We start from the raw sequence: 18,106 nt of genomic DNA, 5'->3' as shown, positions 1-18,106 counted from the left end.
CTCTTCGTTGTAGCCACGCAAAAGGCCGCGAGGATCGCTCCTCGCGGCATAGTTTTACGCAATTAACAGTTGATGATTTGCCAGCAGCGTAGCCAGATCGGTCTGCACGCCGTTCAGCGTGACCAGCGTTGTGGGTGAGAACTGACCGCCGCTACCGTCCAGGTCAACCTGGATTTCGGTATTGCTGCCGTTCTGCACCACGCGGATGTAATCGGTGATATTCCCCGCACTGCCGTCCAGCGTGGCGACCCCGTTCACATAGCTCGCTGAGCCCGTACCGGTGTAGCCGCTGCCTGAAAGCAGATCGCGCAGGTCAATACGGTCCGTATCCGCCGTGCCTTCCCAGGTGCCTACCGTAAAGCCGTTCACCACATCACTGCCGTTACCGCCTGTGGCATTGGAGGCGTTGATCAACGTGTAGAGCAGCGTATCGTGACCGCCGCTGCCAATATTGAACGTGTCGTTACCGCCACGGCCTTCGAACTGGTTGTTACCGCTGTTGCCGGTAATGACATCATCAAAGTCCGAGCCGTTAATGCCCTCAATGTTCAGCAGGCGTGAGGTACCAAACCCGGTGTCCTGCGCGGTAGAAAGACGCAGATCGACGGTCACGCCGGACGTCGCATTGCGGTAGTCCACCACGTCCATCCCCCCGGTGTTACTCCAGGTGTCGTGATCCGAGTGGGTCGTCCAGCCGCCGGAACCGTTATAGGTATACGTGCCGTCCTCGGCGATAAAGGTATCGTTATACCCGGTACCGGTAAGCGTCCCGCTGTGCCCTCCGGTTGCTGCTTCGGCAGTGAGGACGTAGCCCTCTTTGCCGTTGCCGGCTTCCAGACCGCTCCAGGTGACGTTATCCGACACGCCATTGGTGATTTTCAGGATCTCGGCCGAGTAAGTTTCATTCGGATCCAGACCGTAGAAACTCACCAGTGCAGAGGTATCGTTCGAACCGATACCGGACTGGGCGTTGATGATCTGCGAGGCCACCAGTACGCCCGCCGCGTTATACAGATTGACCGTATTACCGTAGTAGGCGTTGATACCCTCACTGTCGACAATGTGCAGATGCATCGCCGTGCCGTCCGCAACGGTTTTGCTGTTTTGCACCAGCACCACTTTGCCGTTCTGCTGCGACACCAGCAGATCCTGCGCGCCGTCCCAGTTGTAATCCACGGCGGCCACACCGGTGACGTTCGCCAGTCCGGAAGCCAGCTGACTTGATGTCCAGCTTGAACCGTAACCGTTGTTGGTAAACAGGGTTGCGGTCTGCGCTCCGCTGTAGGTACTGAGCTTGATGACGTCCATCTGGCCGTCAGCGTTCCAGTCCACCGCCACCGACAGATACCCTGCTGACGCGTTAGAGGCCTCAACCGCGCTCTTGGTGGTGGACAGTTTCCCGGTACCGTCGTTGTAGTAGATCACCCCGCCGTTGTTGTTGTAGCTGCTGCCCAGGTACAGATCCATGTAGCCATCGCCGTTGAAATCCGCCCACGTCATCGACGCCGCCGTGGTGGTATTCGCCACGTTTGCCACAAACACGTTAGTCAGGTTCTGACCGAGGGATAACGTCCCGTTACCGTTGTTGTTAATCACGGTAAGCGAGTACGCGCCGCTGCGGTTGGTGTGCTGAACCACATCCACGGTGCCGTCGTTATTCAGGTCAACGCCGGAGATTTCACGCATGGTGGTGAATTGTCCCCAGAACCCGGCGCCGCCATAGCTCCCATCCGGCGTGAGCACCCCTTTGTTGTTAATAAGGTAGGTAATGGAGTCCGCACCGGCATCGCCATACGCAAGGTCCAGATACCCGTCACCGGTTTTATCGTAGGCAATGACACCGCCGTACCAGATAGTGGTTCCCATACCCAGTTGGCTGGCGTTGTAAGTGCTGCCATCGTAGGTCCACATCACCTGTGTAGACCCGCCGTAGGTGGTTTCAGTCGCAAAGATGTCCTGCGTGCCGTTACGGTCGAAATCGGCGGCGGTCTGGCTTACGGCAGGGAAGCCACGCGTATTGGTTAGCGCGTTCGCCGCGTAGGTTGAATCATCACTGCTGGAATAGGACTGTCCGTTAGCAATGATATTCCACAGGCCGCTGCTGTTCATGCCGACGGTCATGGTCGAGTTATCGCTGTTACCCGCCGTGGTGGCCCAGCTGGTATTCACCGTGGTGGTGTCAATCACCAGGCTGCCGCTCGCCGTCCCGGTGGTATTGCCGTTACCCGCGCTGCTCTTCACCTGTGCCGTTACGTTATAGCTGGCAACGCTCAGTGCATCGCTGTCCGGGATCTGCAGATACCAGGTGTTGTGATCCGGGTCGACCACCACCGCGCCGCCCGTCTGCGACGTGTAGGTTTTACCGTTCACATTCACCACCAGGTACTCGCCGTTCACCAGATCCGCGGAGACCGTTCCGCTGACAATCGGCGTGGTATCCGATGTTGTCTGCGCGGTAATTGCCGCCGTGGTGGTCGGGATACTGGTATCGACGTTCAGTACAAACCCGTCCGATTCCGTATAGTTACCGGCTTTATCGGTTACCCGCAGGATATACGTATGATTGCCATCGCTCAGGCCGTTATCCTGGAAGGACCAGCTTGCGCTACCGTTCATCGTGACCTGGCCCAGCAGGATCCCGTCACGATAAAGCTGCACAATCTCACCGTCATCCGGCGCGCGGTTCAGCGTTCCGTTGATCAGCGGCGAGCTGTCATCCGTCGCCATCGCGCTGCCAAAGGAGCCCAGACGCTCACCTTCGTCATCGGTATAGCTCACCACGGTTCCCACGGTGGTTGGCGGCGTGGTATCCACCGTCACCACCTGCGATGAGGTTGAGCCCACGTTGCCCGCCTGGTCGATAATCCGCACCTGGTAGGTGTAATCACCGTCAGCCAGATCGCGGGTATCGGTGTAGCTCCAGCGCTGGTTGGTTACCGTTGCATCTGTCCAGGTATTCCCGCCGTCCAGGCTAATCTGCACGCGTTCATCATTGGCCAGCGCGCTGCCAAGCGAGCCGTTGAGCGTAAGCGTGGTGTCCATGGTGATGAAATCAGTGCCGGACTGCCCGGTATCTTCACTGATGCTGTCAATGGTGATGCCGTACTGAGGCGCATGGGTATCAACCGTGACCGTCTGCGACGTGGTAGCCCCGACGTTACCGGCCAGATCGACCACCCGCACCTGATAGTTGTAGCTACCGTCGGACAGGGTACGCGTGTCGTTATAGCTCCACTGTGTGCCATTCACCGTCGCGTTAACCCAAGTGGTGGCGCCATCCATACTGACCTGAACATACTCGCCCGCACCGGGTTGCGCCCCCAGCGTCCCGTTCAGGGTGTATGACGTTGAACTGGTCAGGAAGTCGTTGTTGTCAAAGCCGGTATCCACGGTGATGTTATCCACGGTCACCGTAATCGCCGCATCCGGGGCGACCGTATCGACAGTCACCTGCTGATGGGCACTGGATCCCACGTTACCTGCGGCATCCACCACGCGCACATAATAGTCATAAGTGGCATTACCCAACGTGCGGCCGTCCACGTAGTACCAGCTGTTGCCGGTGACAATCACGTTCTGCCAGGTCACGCCACCGTCGATGCTGATTTGCGCATATTCGCCGTCAGCCAGCGTCGCGCCGAGCGAGCCATGCAGCGTCAGCGAGGTATCATGGGTGATAAAGTCGCTGCTGCTCAGGCCAGTGTCATCGCTGATGCTGTCAATGGCGATGGTTTTACTGGCATCGGGTGCCACGGTATCAATGGTGACCACCTGGCTGGTGGTGGCGCTGATATTGCCCGCATCGTCAATCACGCGAAGCTGATAGTTATAATCGCCGTCCGCCAGCGTGCGGGTATCAACCCAGGTCCAGCTCAGTCCGCTGACGCTGACATCCGTCCAGGTTACGCCGCCGTCGAGGCTGATCTGCGCGTGATCGCCACTCCCCAGCGCCGCACCGAGCGTCCCTTTCAGGCTGATATGGTTATCGCTGGTGATAAAGTCGCTGCCAGACAAACCGGTATCCTGACTGACGGAATCGATCGTAATGGTCGTCGCCGCAGGCGCGGTGAGATCCACCACCACGTTCTGGCTGTCCGTTGCCCCTACGTTACCCGCGTTATCAATCACGCGGACCTGGTACTGATACGTACCGTCCGTCAGGGTGCGGCCATCGGTGTAGCGCCAGGTGGTGCCCGTGACGGCCAGGTCAATCCAGCTCGCCCCGCCGTCCACGCTGATCTGCGCTTTCTCGTTATTGCCGAGCTGCGCGGTCAATGAACCGTTAACAATAATCTGGCTGTCGTTGGTGATGAAATCACTCGCGCTCAGCCCGGTATCGTTTTGCAGGGCGTCGATACTGATCCCCATTGACGGCGCGGTCAGATCCACGGTCACGGTGTGATCGTCGCTGGCAGTGTTACCGATGGTGTTACTCACCTGGGCATGGATCACATACGATCCTCCGTCTGCCAGCGCGGTCACGTCTGCACTGCCTACGGTGTAGTTCCAGCTACCGTCAGCCTGAACGGTTGTGGTGTAGGTTTTGCCGTTCAGGGTGATGGTCACCGTCTGGCCCGCAGGCGCGTCGGTGGTACCACTGACCACCAGAGGGATACCATGTTCAGCGGCGCTGACGATATCGTCCTGCGCAAAGGTATGGATAGTTATGGTCGGAACATCACCGTTCAGCGTCACGTCGTGCGTCGCGCTGCCCGGGTTACCGGCCTTATCGTTCACCGTCGCCGTTAGGGTGTAATTCCCGTCGCTCAGGCCGAGGAAATCATGCCCCGGCACAAAGACCGACCATGAGCCGTCCGCCCCCACGGTCGCCTGATAGTTGTGATCGTTGAAGGAAACCGTCACCCTCTGGCCCTGTTCCGCCGTGGTGGTGCCGCTGATGGTCTGGCCTGCCAGCTGCTCAGCGTTATTGACAATATCGTCATCCGCCACAGTGCCGATGGTTACGGTTGGCGCCACGGTATCCACCGTCAGGGTGTGAGTGGTCTGTCCGCTGTTACCCGCTTTATCGTTGACTGAAGCGGTCAGCGTCAGCGCCCCTTCATTCAGGGCCGCCAGGTCGGCGGCCGGCACATCCAGCGTCCACGTACCATCGCTCGCCACCGTTGCGCTGTAGGTTTTCCCCCCCAACTTTACGGTAACGGTCTGCCCGGCTTCCGCGCTGGTAGAACCGTGCACGGTCAGCGGCTGCTGTGCTTCTGCTGCATTTAACACGTCGTCGCCAGAGAGCGTATTCACACCGATCACCGGCGCGGTGGTATCCACGCTGATGCTGTGCGTTGCCGACGCGCTGTTGCCCGCGCTGTCCTGGGCAGCAACGGAGACAGGATAATGTCCGCCATCGGTCAGTGCGCCCACATCAGCAGCCGGCACGGTAGTCGTCCAGGAGCCGTCACTCTGAATGGTGGCGGTGTAGCTTTTACCGTTCAGGGTTACCGTGACCTGCGTCCCGCTGGCAAACTGCGCGCTCGAGCCGTTAATCACCAGTGAGGAGCCTGCTTCTGCCGCGTTGATCACGTCGTCGCCGGCAATGGTATTCACGGTCAGCGCCACCGAGGCCGTGTTGACCACCACATCATGGGTCTTCGTGCTGCTGTTGCCCGCACTGTCGGTAATGGTTGCACTGAGGGTCGCGGTGCCGTCAGCCAGCGAGGAAATGACGCTGGCCGGTACGCCCACACTCCAGTTGCCGCTCGCATCCACGGTTGTCGTGTACTGATGAGACCCGACGGTAATCACCAGCCTGTCGCCGACGTTTGCACCGATTGCACTACCGCTGACGATCTGCGCCTGCGCATGCTCCACGCTGTTGATCACATCATCAACGGCGACCGCGTTAAAGCTGATAACCGGTGGCGTGGTGTCAAGGGTAATGGCTTTAGCCGCACTGCCTGGGTTACCGGCCGCATCGCTCACGCTAACCTGTACGGTGTAGCCGTTGTCGGCCATCGCAGTCAGGTCGGCCCCGGGCACATTCACACTCCACGTGCCGCCTGCCTGAACCTGCGCGGTGTACTGCTTATCGCCGAGCGTTACGGTGACCGTCTGACCCGCTTCTGCCGTGGTGGTGCCGGTGATGGCCACACCTGCAGACGCTTCGCTGGCGTTGATCACATTGTCGCCGGCAACTGTATCAATTGTCACGCCAGGCGCGGTCGCATCGACGCTGTATTCGCGCCCTGCTGAGGCGCTGTTGCCGTTCACGTTGGTGACGCTCACCTGTACGCTGGCATCGCCCTCTTTCAGACCGGCCAGGTCAGCAGACGGTACCGTCGCCGTCCAGTTACCGCTGGCATCAACGGTGGCCGTGTAGTGCTTGCCGCCAAAGGTGATGCTGACGGTCTGGTTGGCTTCCACGTTGCTGGTGGTGCCGGAAAGCAGCAGATCTGCCCCTTTCTCCGCCGCGTTAATCACATCGTCAACGGCAATGGTATCAATGCTGATGGCGACGGCCGCCAGATCAACAGTGACGTCATGGCTGATGGTCACCGGATTGCCCGTGGTGCTTTGGCCTGCAACGGTAACGGTTACCGTTCCTGCCGGCAGCGCGCTTACATCCGTCGCCGGAATAGCCGCGTTCCAGGTCCCGTCAGCCAGTACGGACGCCGCATAGGTTTTGCCGTTCACCGTTACCGTAAGCATGGTCCCCGCTGCCAGCCCATCGCTGGAGCCGCTGACAATCAGGTTCTGACCATGCTCAATGCTGTTGATCACATCGTCGCCTGCCACGGTATCGACACGCAGCCCCGGCAGGCTGGCATCGATGGAGATATCACGCTCGCCGGAACCGGTATTGCCGTGCCCGTTGGTAACCGTTGCGGTGACGGTCAGGTCGCCATTACCCAGCGCGGTCAGCACGGACTGCGGGACGTCAACCGACCAGCTCAGATCGCTCTGTACCGTTGTGGTGTAGGTATTGCCACCGACAGAGACCGTCACGGTGTTACCCGCTTCGGCGTTCACCACTTTCCCGCCGATCGTCTGGCCTGCCGCCACTTCCGCTGCATTGATGACGTTGTCACCGGCCACGGTGTTGATGGTGACGGTCGGCAGCGCGGTGTCGACCTGCAGGTTCGCCGTATTGCTGACGCTGTTCCCCACGGTGTTCGTCGCGGTTGCGCTCAGGGTGTAGTTCGCCTCACCCAGCGCGGTCAGATCCGCTGCCGGTACCGTCAGGCTCCAGCCGCCGTCCGCCGCGGTTGTTGCGGTGTACTGTTTGCCGTTCAGGGTCACGGTGACCAGGGTACCTTCCGCAAGGTTGGCGCTGGTACCGCTGACGCTCAGATCCTGACCTTTCTCCACCGCGTTCAGCACATTGTCGCCGCTCAGGGTACTGAAGCCCACGGAAGGCAGTCCGGTATCGACGGCCACGTTATGGGTGCCGGATCCGGTATTGCCCGCGGCATCGGTGACGCTGACGCTGACCGTCACGGTGCCATCCTGCAGCGCGGAAATCACGTTCGCCGGAACGCCCACGCTCCAGTTGCCCGCGGCGTCCAGCACGGTGGTGTAGGTCTGGCTGCCAAGGGTCACGGTGACTTTATCGCCCGCCGCCGCGCCGGTGGCAGAGCCGCTGACGATCTGTGCCTGCGCATGCTCAGCCACGTTAATCACGTCGTCGCCCGCCACGGTGTTGATGGTCACGACCGGCACCGTCACGTCGACAGCCAGGTTGTGAGCCACCGAGGCCGGGTTACCCGCCTTGTCACTGACGGCGGCCGTCACGGTCACGCTGCCGTCCGTGAGCGCAGCCAGGTCGGCTGCCGGAACGTCCAGCGTCCAGTTGCCGTCTGCCCCCACGGTGGTGGTGTAGTGCTTCCCGTTCAGGCTCACGGTGACCGTCTGGCCCGCTTCGGCGGTGCTGGTACCGGACACCGTCAGGTCAGCTTTCGCTTCGGTCGCATTCAGGATGTCGTCAGCCGCCAGGGTGTTAATCGTTACGGACGGCGCGGTGGTGTCCACGCTGTACTCGCGGCCCGCAGACGCGCTGTTGCCGTTGACGTTGGTGACGCTCACCTGCACGCTGGCATCGCCCTCTTTCAGACCGGTCAGGTCGGCAGACGGTACGGTATAAGTCCAGTTACCACTGGCATCGACAGTGGTGGTATAGATTTTACCGCCCATGGCGAGGGTGACGGTCTGTCCGGCTTCCACGTTGGTGGTCGCACCTGACAGCACCAGATCGGTCCCTTTTTCCGCCGCGTTAATCACGTCATCGGTAGCGATGGCGTTAATGCTGATCGCCACGGTCGCCAGATCCACCGTCACGTCGTGGCTGATGGTCATCGGGTTGCCCGTCGGGCTATCGCCGGTAACGGTAATTTTCACAGTGCCTTCCGGCCACGCGCTGGCGTCTGCGGCCGGCACGGCTGCGTTCCAGGTCCCGTCCGCCAGTACGGACGCCGCATAGGTTTTGCCGTTCACGGTGACGGTCAGTGCCGTGCCCGCTGCCAGCCCATCGCTGGAGCCGCTGACAATCAGGTTCTGACCATGCTCGATGCTGTTAATCACATCGTCACCTGCCACGGTATCGACACGCAGGCCCGGCAGGCTGGCGTCAATGGTGATATCGCGTTCGCTGGAACCGGTATTGCCGTGCCCGTTGGTGACGGTGGCCGTCACGCTCAGTCCGCCGTTACCCAGCGCTGTCAGCACCTCTGAAGGCACGTTGACGGACCAGGTCAGGTCATCCTGCACCGTCGCCGTCCAGCTGTTACCGCCCATCGTAACGGTGACGGTATTGCCCGCTTCCGCGTGGGCCACGGTACCGCTCAGGGTTTGCCCGGCAGCCACTTCCGCCGCATTGATGACGTTGTCACCGGCCACGGTGTTGATGATGACGGTCGGCATCGCGGTATCGACCTGCAGGTTCGCCGTATTGCTGACGCTGTTCCCCACGGTGTTCGTCGCGGTTGCGCTCAGGGTGTAGTTCGCCTCACCCAGCGCGGCCAGATCCGCTGCCGGTACCGTCAGGCTCCAGCCGCCGTCCGCCGCGGTTGTTGCGGTGTACTGTTTGCCGTTCAGGGTCACGGTGACCAGGGTGCCTTCCGCAAGGTTAGCGCTGGTACCGCTGACGCTCAGATCCTGACCTTTCTCCACCGCGTTCAGCACGTTGTCGCCGCTGAGGGTATCGAAGCCCACGGAAGGCAGCCCGGTATCGACGGTCACGTTATGGGTGCCGGATCCGGTATTGCCCGCGGCATCGGTGACGCTGACGCTGACCGTCACGGTGCCGTCGCTGAGGCCAGAAATCACGTTCGCCGGAACGCCCACGCTCCAGTTACCCGCGGCGTCCAGCACGGTGGTGTAGGTCTGGCCGCCAACGGTCACGGTGACTTTATCGCCCGCCGCCGCACCAGTGGCGGAGCCGCTGACGATCTGTGCCTGCGCATGCTCAGCCACGTTAATCACGTCGTCGCCCGCCACGGTGTTGATGGTCACGACCGGCACCGTCACGTCGACAGCCAGGTTGTGAGCCACCGAGGCCGGGTTACCCGCCTTGTCACTGACGGCGGCCGTCACGGTCACGCTGCCGTCCGTGAGCGCAGCCAGGTCGGCTGCCGGAACGTCCAGCGTCCAGTTGCCGTCTGCCCCCACGGTGGTGGTGTAGTGCTTCCCGTTCAGGCTCACGGTGACCGTCTGGCCCGCTTCGGCGGTGCTGGTACCGGACACCGTCAGGTCAGCTTTCGCTTCGGTCGCATTCAGGATGTCGTCAGCCGCCAGGGTGTTAATCGTTACGGACGGCGCGGTGGTGTCCACGCTGTACTCGCGACCCGCAGACGCGCTGTTGCCGTTGACGTTGGTGACGCTCACCTGCACGCTGGCATCGCCCTCTTTCAGGCCGGCCAGGTCTGCAGACGGCACCGTCGCCGTCCATTTGCCGTCAGCATCCACCGACGCCGTATAGGTTTTACCGCCGAAGAGGATGCTAACGGTCTGATTCTCCTCCACGTTGGAGGTGGTGCCAGAGAGCACCAGGTCCGCGCCCTTCTCAGCCGCGTTAATCACATCATCCGTGGCAATGGCGTCAATCCCGATGGCGACCGCCGCAAGGTCCACCGTCACATTGTGGGTAATGGACACCGGCGTACCGGCGCTGTTCTGCCCCTCAACGGTGACCGCTACCGTGCCTGCCGCCAGCGCGCCAACATCGGCCGCCGGAATAGCCGCACTCCAGGTGCCGTCAGCCAGCACGGTGGCCGGATAGGTTTTATTATTTACCGTTACGGTCAGTGCGGTTCCTGTCGCCAGTCCTTCGCTGGTGCCGGTCACGATCAGGTTCTGACCATGCTCGATGCTGTTGATCACATCGTCACCCGCCACGGTATCCACACGCAGGCCCGGCAGGCTGGCGTCGATGGTGATATCGCGCTCGCCGGAGCCGCTGTTGCCCACGCCGTTAGTCACGCTGGCGGTGACGGTCAGTTCGCCGTTACCCAGTGCGGTTAATACGGACTCCGGTACGTTGACGGACCAGGTCAGGTCATCCTGCACCGTTGCGGTCAGGGTGTTACCGCCGAGGGTCACGGTGACGGTGTTGCCCGCTTCGGCGTTCACCACGGTACCGCTGAGAGTCTGGCCGGTCGCCAGCTCCGCGGTATTGATAATATCGTCGCCAGCCACGGTGTTGATGGTGACACCCGGCAGGACAGACTCCACGTTCACGGTGTGAGTCACGCTGGTACTGTTGCCAACAGCATCGGTTGCAGACGCGGTGAGGGTGTAGATCGCTTCACCCAGTGCGCCGACCTGATCCGCCGGAACGGTAGCCGTCCACAGCCCGTTATCATCCACCGTCGCGCTGTAGGCTTTGCCGTTCAGCATCACGGTGACGATCGCGCCCGCCGCCAGACCTGACGCGGTGCCGGTGAGGGTGAGATCCTGCGTTTTCTCGGTGCTATTGATGACATCGTCGTCTGAAACGGTGTCAATGGTCAGCACCGGAGCGGTAAGGTTGACGGCCACGTCGTGCGTCGCACTGTTGCTGTTGCCCGCTTTATCGGTCAGGGTCGCGGTGATGGTGTGATCCCCGGCGGCCAGAGCATTGACGTCGGCCGCAGGCACTCCCACGCTCCAGTTGCCCGCAGCATCCAGCGTGGCGGTGTAAGATTTATTATTGATGCTGACGGTGACCACATCACCCGCTGCCGCGCCGGTGACAGACCCGGTGACAATCAACGCCTGCGCGTGCTCAACGCTGTTGATGACGTCGTCATCCGAAACGGTGTGAATGGTCAACTGCGGCACCGTGGTATCCACCAGCACGTCACGATCCACCGAGGCCGGGTTACCCGCTTTGTCGGATACCGCCGCGGTGATGGTGTAGTTTCCGTCGATAATGCCGCTCAGGTCGGTTGACGGTACGCTCAGGCTCCAGCTGCCATCCGCCTGCACGGTGGTGGTGTAATCCTTGCCGTTCAGCGTAACGGTCACGGTCTGACCCGCTTCCGCGTTCGTGATGCCGTTAACCACCAAATCCTGCTGCGCTTCAGACGCATTAATGATGTTGTTGTCGCTGACAATGTCGATAATGACCGTCGGCGCGGTCGTATCCACGCTGTATTCACGGCCCGCTGACGCGCTGTTGCCGTTCACGTTGGTGACGCTCACCTGCACGCTGGCATCGCCCTCCTTCAGGCTGCCTAAATCAGCAGAAGGCACGGTAGCGGTCCAGTTACCGCTGGCATCCACGGTCGCGGTGTAAGACTTGCCGCCGAAGGTGATATACACGGTCTGGTTAGCTTCGACATGGGTGGTGGTACCCGACAGGACCAGATCAGTGCCTTTTTCCGCCGCGTTGATCACGTCGTCGGTGGCAATCGCGTTGACGCTGATCGCCACCGCGGCCAGATCGACCGTGACGTCATGCGCGATCGTCACCGGGTTTCCTGCGGTGCTCTGACCCTCAACGGTTACCGTCACCTTGCCTGCGTTCAGCGCGCTGACGTCGGCGGCCGGGATCGCTGCCGTCCAGGTTCCGTCGGCCAGAACCGTCGCCGCATAGGTTTTACCATTGACGGTCACCGTCAACGCAGAGCCGGTTTTCAGCCCATCACTGGAGCCGCTAATAATCAGGTTTTGACCATGCTCGATGCTGTTAATCACATCGTCGCCCGCCACGGTATCGACCCGCAGACCCGGCAGGTTGGCATCAATGGTGATGTCGCGGCTGCCGGAGCCGGTATTGCCGTGACCGTTAGTGACGCTTGCCGTCACGGTCAAATCGCCGTTGCCAATGGCCTTTAAGACTTCAGGCGGCACATTGACCGACCAGCTCAGATCATCCTCGACGGTGGCGGTCCAGGTGTTGCCCCCCATTGAAATCGTGACAGTGTCACCGATTGCGGCACCGCTGACTTTTCCGCTCAGGGTCTGTCCCGCAGTCACTTCCGCCGCATTGATGACATCATCAATGGCGACAGCGTTAATGGTCACCACCGGTAGCGCACTGTCGACAAGTGCCTGATGGCTGGTGCTCGCGCTGTTGCCTGCGGTATCGGTCACGCTCGCGGTAACGGTGTAGTTCGCTTCGCCCAGCGCCGAGACGTTTGCTGCCGGTACCGTCACGCTCCAGTTGCCACTGGCGTCAGTCGTGGCCGTGTAGTTAATGCCATTCAGGGTCACGACGATCGTGGTGCCGTCCGGCTGGTTGCTGGTGCCGGAGAGTTGCAGATCTTCGCCTTTCTCGATGGCATTGATCACATCATCGCCCGCAACGGTATTGATAGCGATAACCGGTGCGGTCAGGGAAACCGCAATCTCATGCGTCTGCGTGGTGCTGTTGCCCGCTTTGTCGGTGAGGGTCGCAGACATCGTATGGTCGCCATTGCCCAGCGCGCCCGCGTCAGCCGCCGGAATACCCATACTCCAGTTGCCGGACGCGTCCAGCATTGCGCTGTAATTTTTACCGTTCAGCGTCACGGTGATCACGTCGCCTGCCTGTGCCCCGGTGACTGTGCCAGAAACGATCAGCGCCTGATCGTGTTCAGCAATATTCAGAATGTCATCACCGGCAACGGTGTTGAAGGTGATCTGCGGCACGGTAGTGTCCACCAGCACAGACGCATCCGTGCTGGCCGGGTTACCGGCTTTATCCGACACGGCCGCCGTAACGACGGCAGTGCCGTCGGTGATACCGGCCAGATCGGCTGCCGGCACGTCAAGCGTCCAGCTGCCGTCAGCCTGTACCTGTGCGGTGTATTGATTGCCATTAAAGGTCACCGTGACCGTCTGCCCCGCTTCGGCAGTCGAGGTGCCGCTCAGGGTGAGATCCTGTGCCGCCTCTGCCGCATTGAGCATGTTGTCGTGACTGACCGTATTGATGGTGACCGTCGGCGCAGTGGTATCGACGCTGAATTCGTGTGACGAAGACGCCGGGTTGCCATTCACGTTGCTCACGCTCACCTGAACGCGGGCATCGCCCTCTTTCAGGCCGCTTACATCCGCAGCCGGAACGGTGTAAGCCCAGTTGCCATTCGCATCCACGGTGGTGGTGTAGCTTTTGCCGCCAAAGGTGACCGTCACCGTCTGACCGGCTTCGACCCCAGACGTGGTGCCGGAGAGCGCCAGATCGTGTCCCTTCTCCGCCGCATTCAGCACGTTATCAGGGGTCACGCTGTTAACGCTTATCGCGACCGGGGCGAGATCGACATCCACCACGGTCCCGATATTCACCGGGTTGGCGGAAGCATCCTGTGCGCGGGCTGTAATGTCGAGAGGACCGTCCGCCCACTGGCTGACATCCGCCGCAGGCACAGCCGCTTTCCAGGTTCCGTCGGCCAGGACCGTGGCGACGTACTCAATGTTGTTAATGGTCACGGTAACGGTGCTGCCCGCTGCAAGATCGGTGCTGGTACCGGAAACAATCAGGTTCTGCCCGTGCTCGATGATATTGATAACATCGTCGCCCGCCACGGTATCAATACGCAGACCAGGCAACTGGGCGTCGATGGTGAAGTCCAGCGCGGCAGAACCGGTGTTTCCGTGCGCATTCGTCACGCTGGCCGTAACCGTCAACTCACCGTTACCGAGCGCGGTTAACTGGCTCTGGGTTAACGGCAGGCTCCAGGTAAGATCGTCCTGCACCGCAACGGTATACGTCTGGCCGCCCAGGGTAAGGGTGACAATGTCGCCTGCCGCCGCGTTGGCGACTTTCCCCGTCAGGGTCTGGCCTGCCGCCAGTTCCGCCGCGTTGATGATGTTATCGCCCGCCAGCGTGTTGAGCGTGACCACCGGCAGCGAGCTGTCTACCAGCACATCGTGCGTGGCCGACGCGCTGTTACCCACACTGTCCGTGACGCTCGCCGTCACCGTATAGTGCGCCTCGCCCAGCGCGCTTACTGCGGAGGCCGGTACGGTAACACGCCAGTTACCGCTGGCATCCGTAATGGCGGTGTAGTGAATGCCATTCAGGGCCACGGTGATCGAGGTGCCTTCTGGCTGGTTGCTGGTCCCGGAAAGCAGCAGATTTTCGCCTTTTTCGGTGGCGTTAATCACGTCGTCCGCCGCCAGAGTGTGAATACCTATCTGCGGCGTCACGGTATTAACCACCACCTCCAGCGTGCTGCTGCCGGTGTTGCCAGATTGATCGGTCACAGAGACCGTTATCGTCCAGGTTCCGTCCGCCAGGCCCTGTACCACAGACGCAGGCAGGCCGAGGCTCCAGTTGCCCGCCGCATCCACCACGGTGGTGTAATCCACGTTATTGATGGTCACCGTGACCCAATCACCCGCTGCCGCTCCGGTCACGGAGCCGCTGAGGACCTGCGCCTGGGTATGGGCAAGCTGGTTTATGGTATTGGTATCGGTGACAAAATCGTTAATGGTCACCTGCGGTACGGTGGCATCCACCAGCCCGACGCGATCCGTGCTGCTGCTGTTACCTGCCACATCGCTCACGGTTGCCGTTACCGTGACGGTGCCATCGGCCAGTGCGCCGACGTCCGCAGCAGGTACTGTCAGTTGCCAGCTACCGTCATGTTGAACGGTGGTCTGGTAGGTTTTACCGTTCAGCGCGACGGTGACCGTCTGGCCCGCTTCCGCCGTGCTGCTACCGCTTAACACGATATCCTGCTGCGCTTCGGCAGCACTGATGATGTTGTCATCGGTCAGATTATTGATCGTGATGTCCGGAGGCAGCGTATCGGCCGTCACCACGCGCGACGCATCGGCGCTGTTGCCGTTAACGTTCGTCACGCTGACGCTCACCTGCGCGCGGCCGTCAATCAACGTTTCCATGGCGCTGGCCGGTACGGTCAGGCTCCAGGAGCCATCCTGCTGTACCTGCGCGGTATAGGTCCGATCGGCGAATTTCACCACCACAGTCTGCCCGGCTTCCACGCCCTGCGTCTGGCCAGAGAGCGTGAGATCGCTGCCTTTTTCCGCCGCGTTCAGCCGGTCATCACCGGAGATGACATCAACAGTCACCGCCACGGCGTTCAGGTCGAGTTCGATCGGATGTTCAGCGGCAACGGCATTGCCCCACGCATCTTCTGCACTGACGTGCACCGCGATATGGCCCGGCGTCCAGGACTGGAGGTCGCTCGCCGGGACACCAATCTGCCAGCCACCGGTGGCGTTGACCACGGTGACATAGTCGACGTTATTGATGGTGACGGTGATCTGCGTGCCTGCGGCCAGATGGCTGCTGGAGCCGGTCACGGTAAGATCCTGATGCTGCTCAATGGCATTGATCACGTCATCACCGGAAAGGGTGTTGACGCGCAGACCCGGCAGCGCCGCGTTGATATTGATATCGCGCTCGCCGCTGCCCGTATTGCCGTGGCTGTTGGTGACTGACGCGGTAATGGTCAGGTCGCCGTCGCCGAATGCCCTGAGATCCGCAGACGGGATAGTGAGGTTCCAGGTCAGATCGCTACCCACGGTGGCGCTGTAATGCTTGCCGCCAACGGAAACAGACACCGTATCCCCTGCCGCTGCACCCGTGACACGACCGCTGATCGTTTGATCGGCGGCCACTTCGGCGTTATTCACCCGGTTGTCGCCGGCAAAGGTATTGATGACCACCTGTGGCAACACGGCATCAACCAGCAGTGTGGCCTCCGCTGAGCCGCTGTTGCCCACGCTGTCGGTACCGCTGACGCTGACGGTGTACAGCGTGTTCGCCAGTTGCAGGACGTCGGAAACCGGTACCTGAACTGACCAGCTCCCGTTCTCGACAACGGTTTGATAATTGACGTTGTTCAGCGTCACGGTGATGGCGCTGCCGTCTGGCAGCGTGCTGGTGCCGGTCAGACTCAGCGGCTGCATAGCCTCCTGAGCATTGAGAACGTTATCCTGGCTGATGGCATGAACGGTAAATTCCGGTGGGTTACCGCTCAGCGTAATGCCGTGTGTGGCGCTGCCGGTATTGCCCGCGGCATCGGTAACGGAAACCGTAATGTTGTGGTTGCCTTCTCCCAGCAAGCCCACCACAGACGCAGGCACACCCACGCTCCAGCTGCCGTCCGCCTGCACCACACCGGTGAAGGTCTGACCGCCAACGGTTACGCTCACGACATCCCCTGCTGCAGCGCCGCTCGCCGTACCGGAAATAATCTGCGCCTGGCCCTGCTCGCTGGTATTGAGGATATTGTCGTCAGCAACGGTGTTAATCGTCACGACCGGGGCGGCGGTATCCACGGTGAAATCGACGGTCGTGGAAGATCCGTTCCCCGCTTTATCGCTGACGTTCACCGTTAGCGTATGGTCGCCATTCGCCAGCGATTGCACCTCGCTGGCGGGAAGCGTAACGGACCACGTGCCGTTGCTCCCCACCGTGGCGGTATGATTTTTCCCGTTGAGCGTTACCGTCACAATCTGGCCGGCTTCCGCATCGGTTTTACCGGTGAGCGTCAGCGCCTGGTTGTGCTCAGCCGCGTTGATGACGTTGTCCTGCGCAATCGTATCAACAGAAAGCGCTGGCGCGTTGGTATCCACACCTATCGTCTGGCTGCCGCTCACGGTATTGCCCGCGGCGTCTTTACCGCTGACGTTCACCGTCCAGGTGCCGTCACCCAGCGCCTGCGCATCCGCGGCAGGCACGTTCACGCTCCATGCGCCGCCGGCCCCCACTTCCGCCGTGTAGGTTTTGCCGTTCAGCGTGACGGTAAGCCCGGTTCCCTGCGCCAGATTTTTGCTGGTGCCGGACAGCGTAAAGCCAGCGGAGTGTTCGCTGGCATTGATCACGTTGTCACCGGCCGTTGTCCCCAGCGTGATGCTGGCGTCAGCGGTAGAGATTGTGACGGTAATGCTGCCCGCCTGCGTCGTTTTGCTCCCGTCGATTTGCACGACAGACCAGGTATGTTCGCCGTCAGCCTGAGTCGGGAGTTTTACGGTCCAGGTACCCTCTTTCCCGACCATGGTGCTGGCAATGGTGCTTCCGCTGCTGTCTTTAACCTGAATGGTCGCGCCCGGCTGCCCGGTACCGCTAAAGGTTGGGGTGTTGTCGTCCGTGATCGCTTTTCCACTCAGCACACCCTGCTTATCACCCGCGTTGTCCGTCAGCAAAAAGGTCGGCGTCGCGCTTTCAACATCTTTGGTGTTGTCGATGACTTTGGTTTTGGTTTCGCCGTCACCCCCGTGCGCCAGCAGTGCGCCAATGGCACCGCCGCCCAACGCAGCGCCTGCAATCCATCCCCATGGCGCGTCATTGAGAACGCTTCCCTGCTCAAGGAAAGGCTCAATGCTGGCAACCGGCGTAGCCTGCGCGGTTAACTCGGTAACAGCAACGCCAGACGCTTCCCCGGCATCGGCAAAAGAAATATGCGTCAGTTCCTGCTGATCGTTGAAGACCAGTTCTGATTGATTATGGGTCTGTGGATCTTCAACAAAATAGTTATTGCAGCGAATAACGCTGCCGTCTTTCATATAAATAAGCAGGTCTTTACCCTGGCGAACATAACGCACAACATCCTGAGCAGAACCCTGAATTTCAATCACACTTGGCGAAGAAATAGAAACCGACAAATTACCCTCACCGGTTAATTTCGTTTTCTCGGCCGTTTTGCGAATGATGACATCAACAATTTTTACGTTACTCATTTTCCTCTCCTTGCAGGTGTCCGGATTCCTGTGGATATGTCCACCA

The 18,106-nt window shown here is 60.7% G+C and carries 1 protein-coding gene; it reads right to left on the bottom strand.

Going from position 1 to position 18,106, the window contains the following annotated elements:
• Nucleotides 1-54: 54 nt before the first annotated feature.
• A complete protein-coding gene (locus HV242_RS10515) occupies nucleotides 55-18,060 on the bottom strand; it encodes an Ig-like domain-containing protein (protein ID WP_181616925.1) in 18,006 nt (6,001 codons plus the stop codon).
• Nucleotides 18,061-18,106 lie beyond the last annotated feature (46 nt).

This window comes from Enterobacter sp. RHBSTW-00593, assembly GCF_013784105.1.
GTDB classification, from domain to species: Bacteria; Pseudomonadota; Gammaproteobacteria; order Enterobacterales; family Enterobacteriaceae; genus Enterobacter; species Enterobacter ludwigii.
This window is presented reverse-complemented; position numbering and strand designations above follow the sequence as displayed.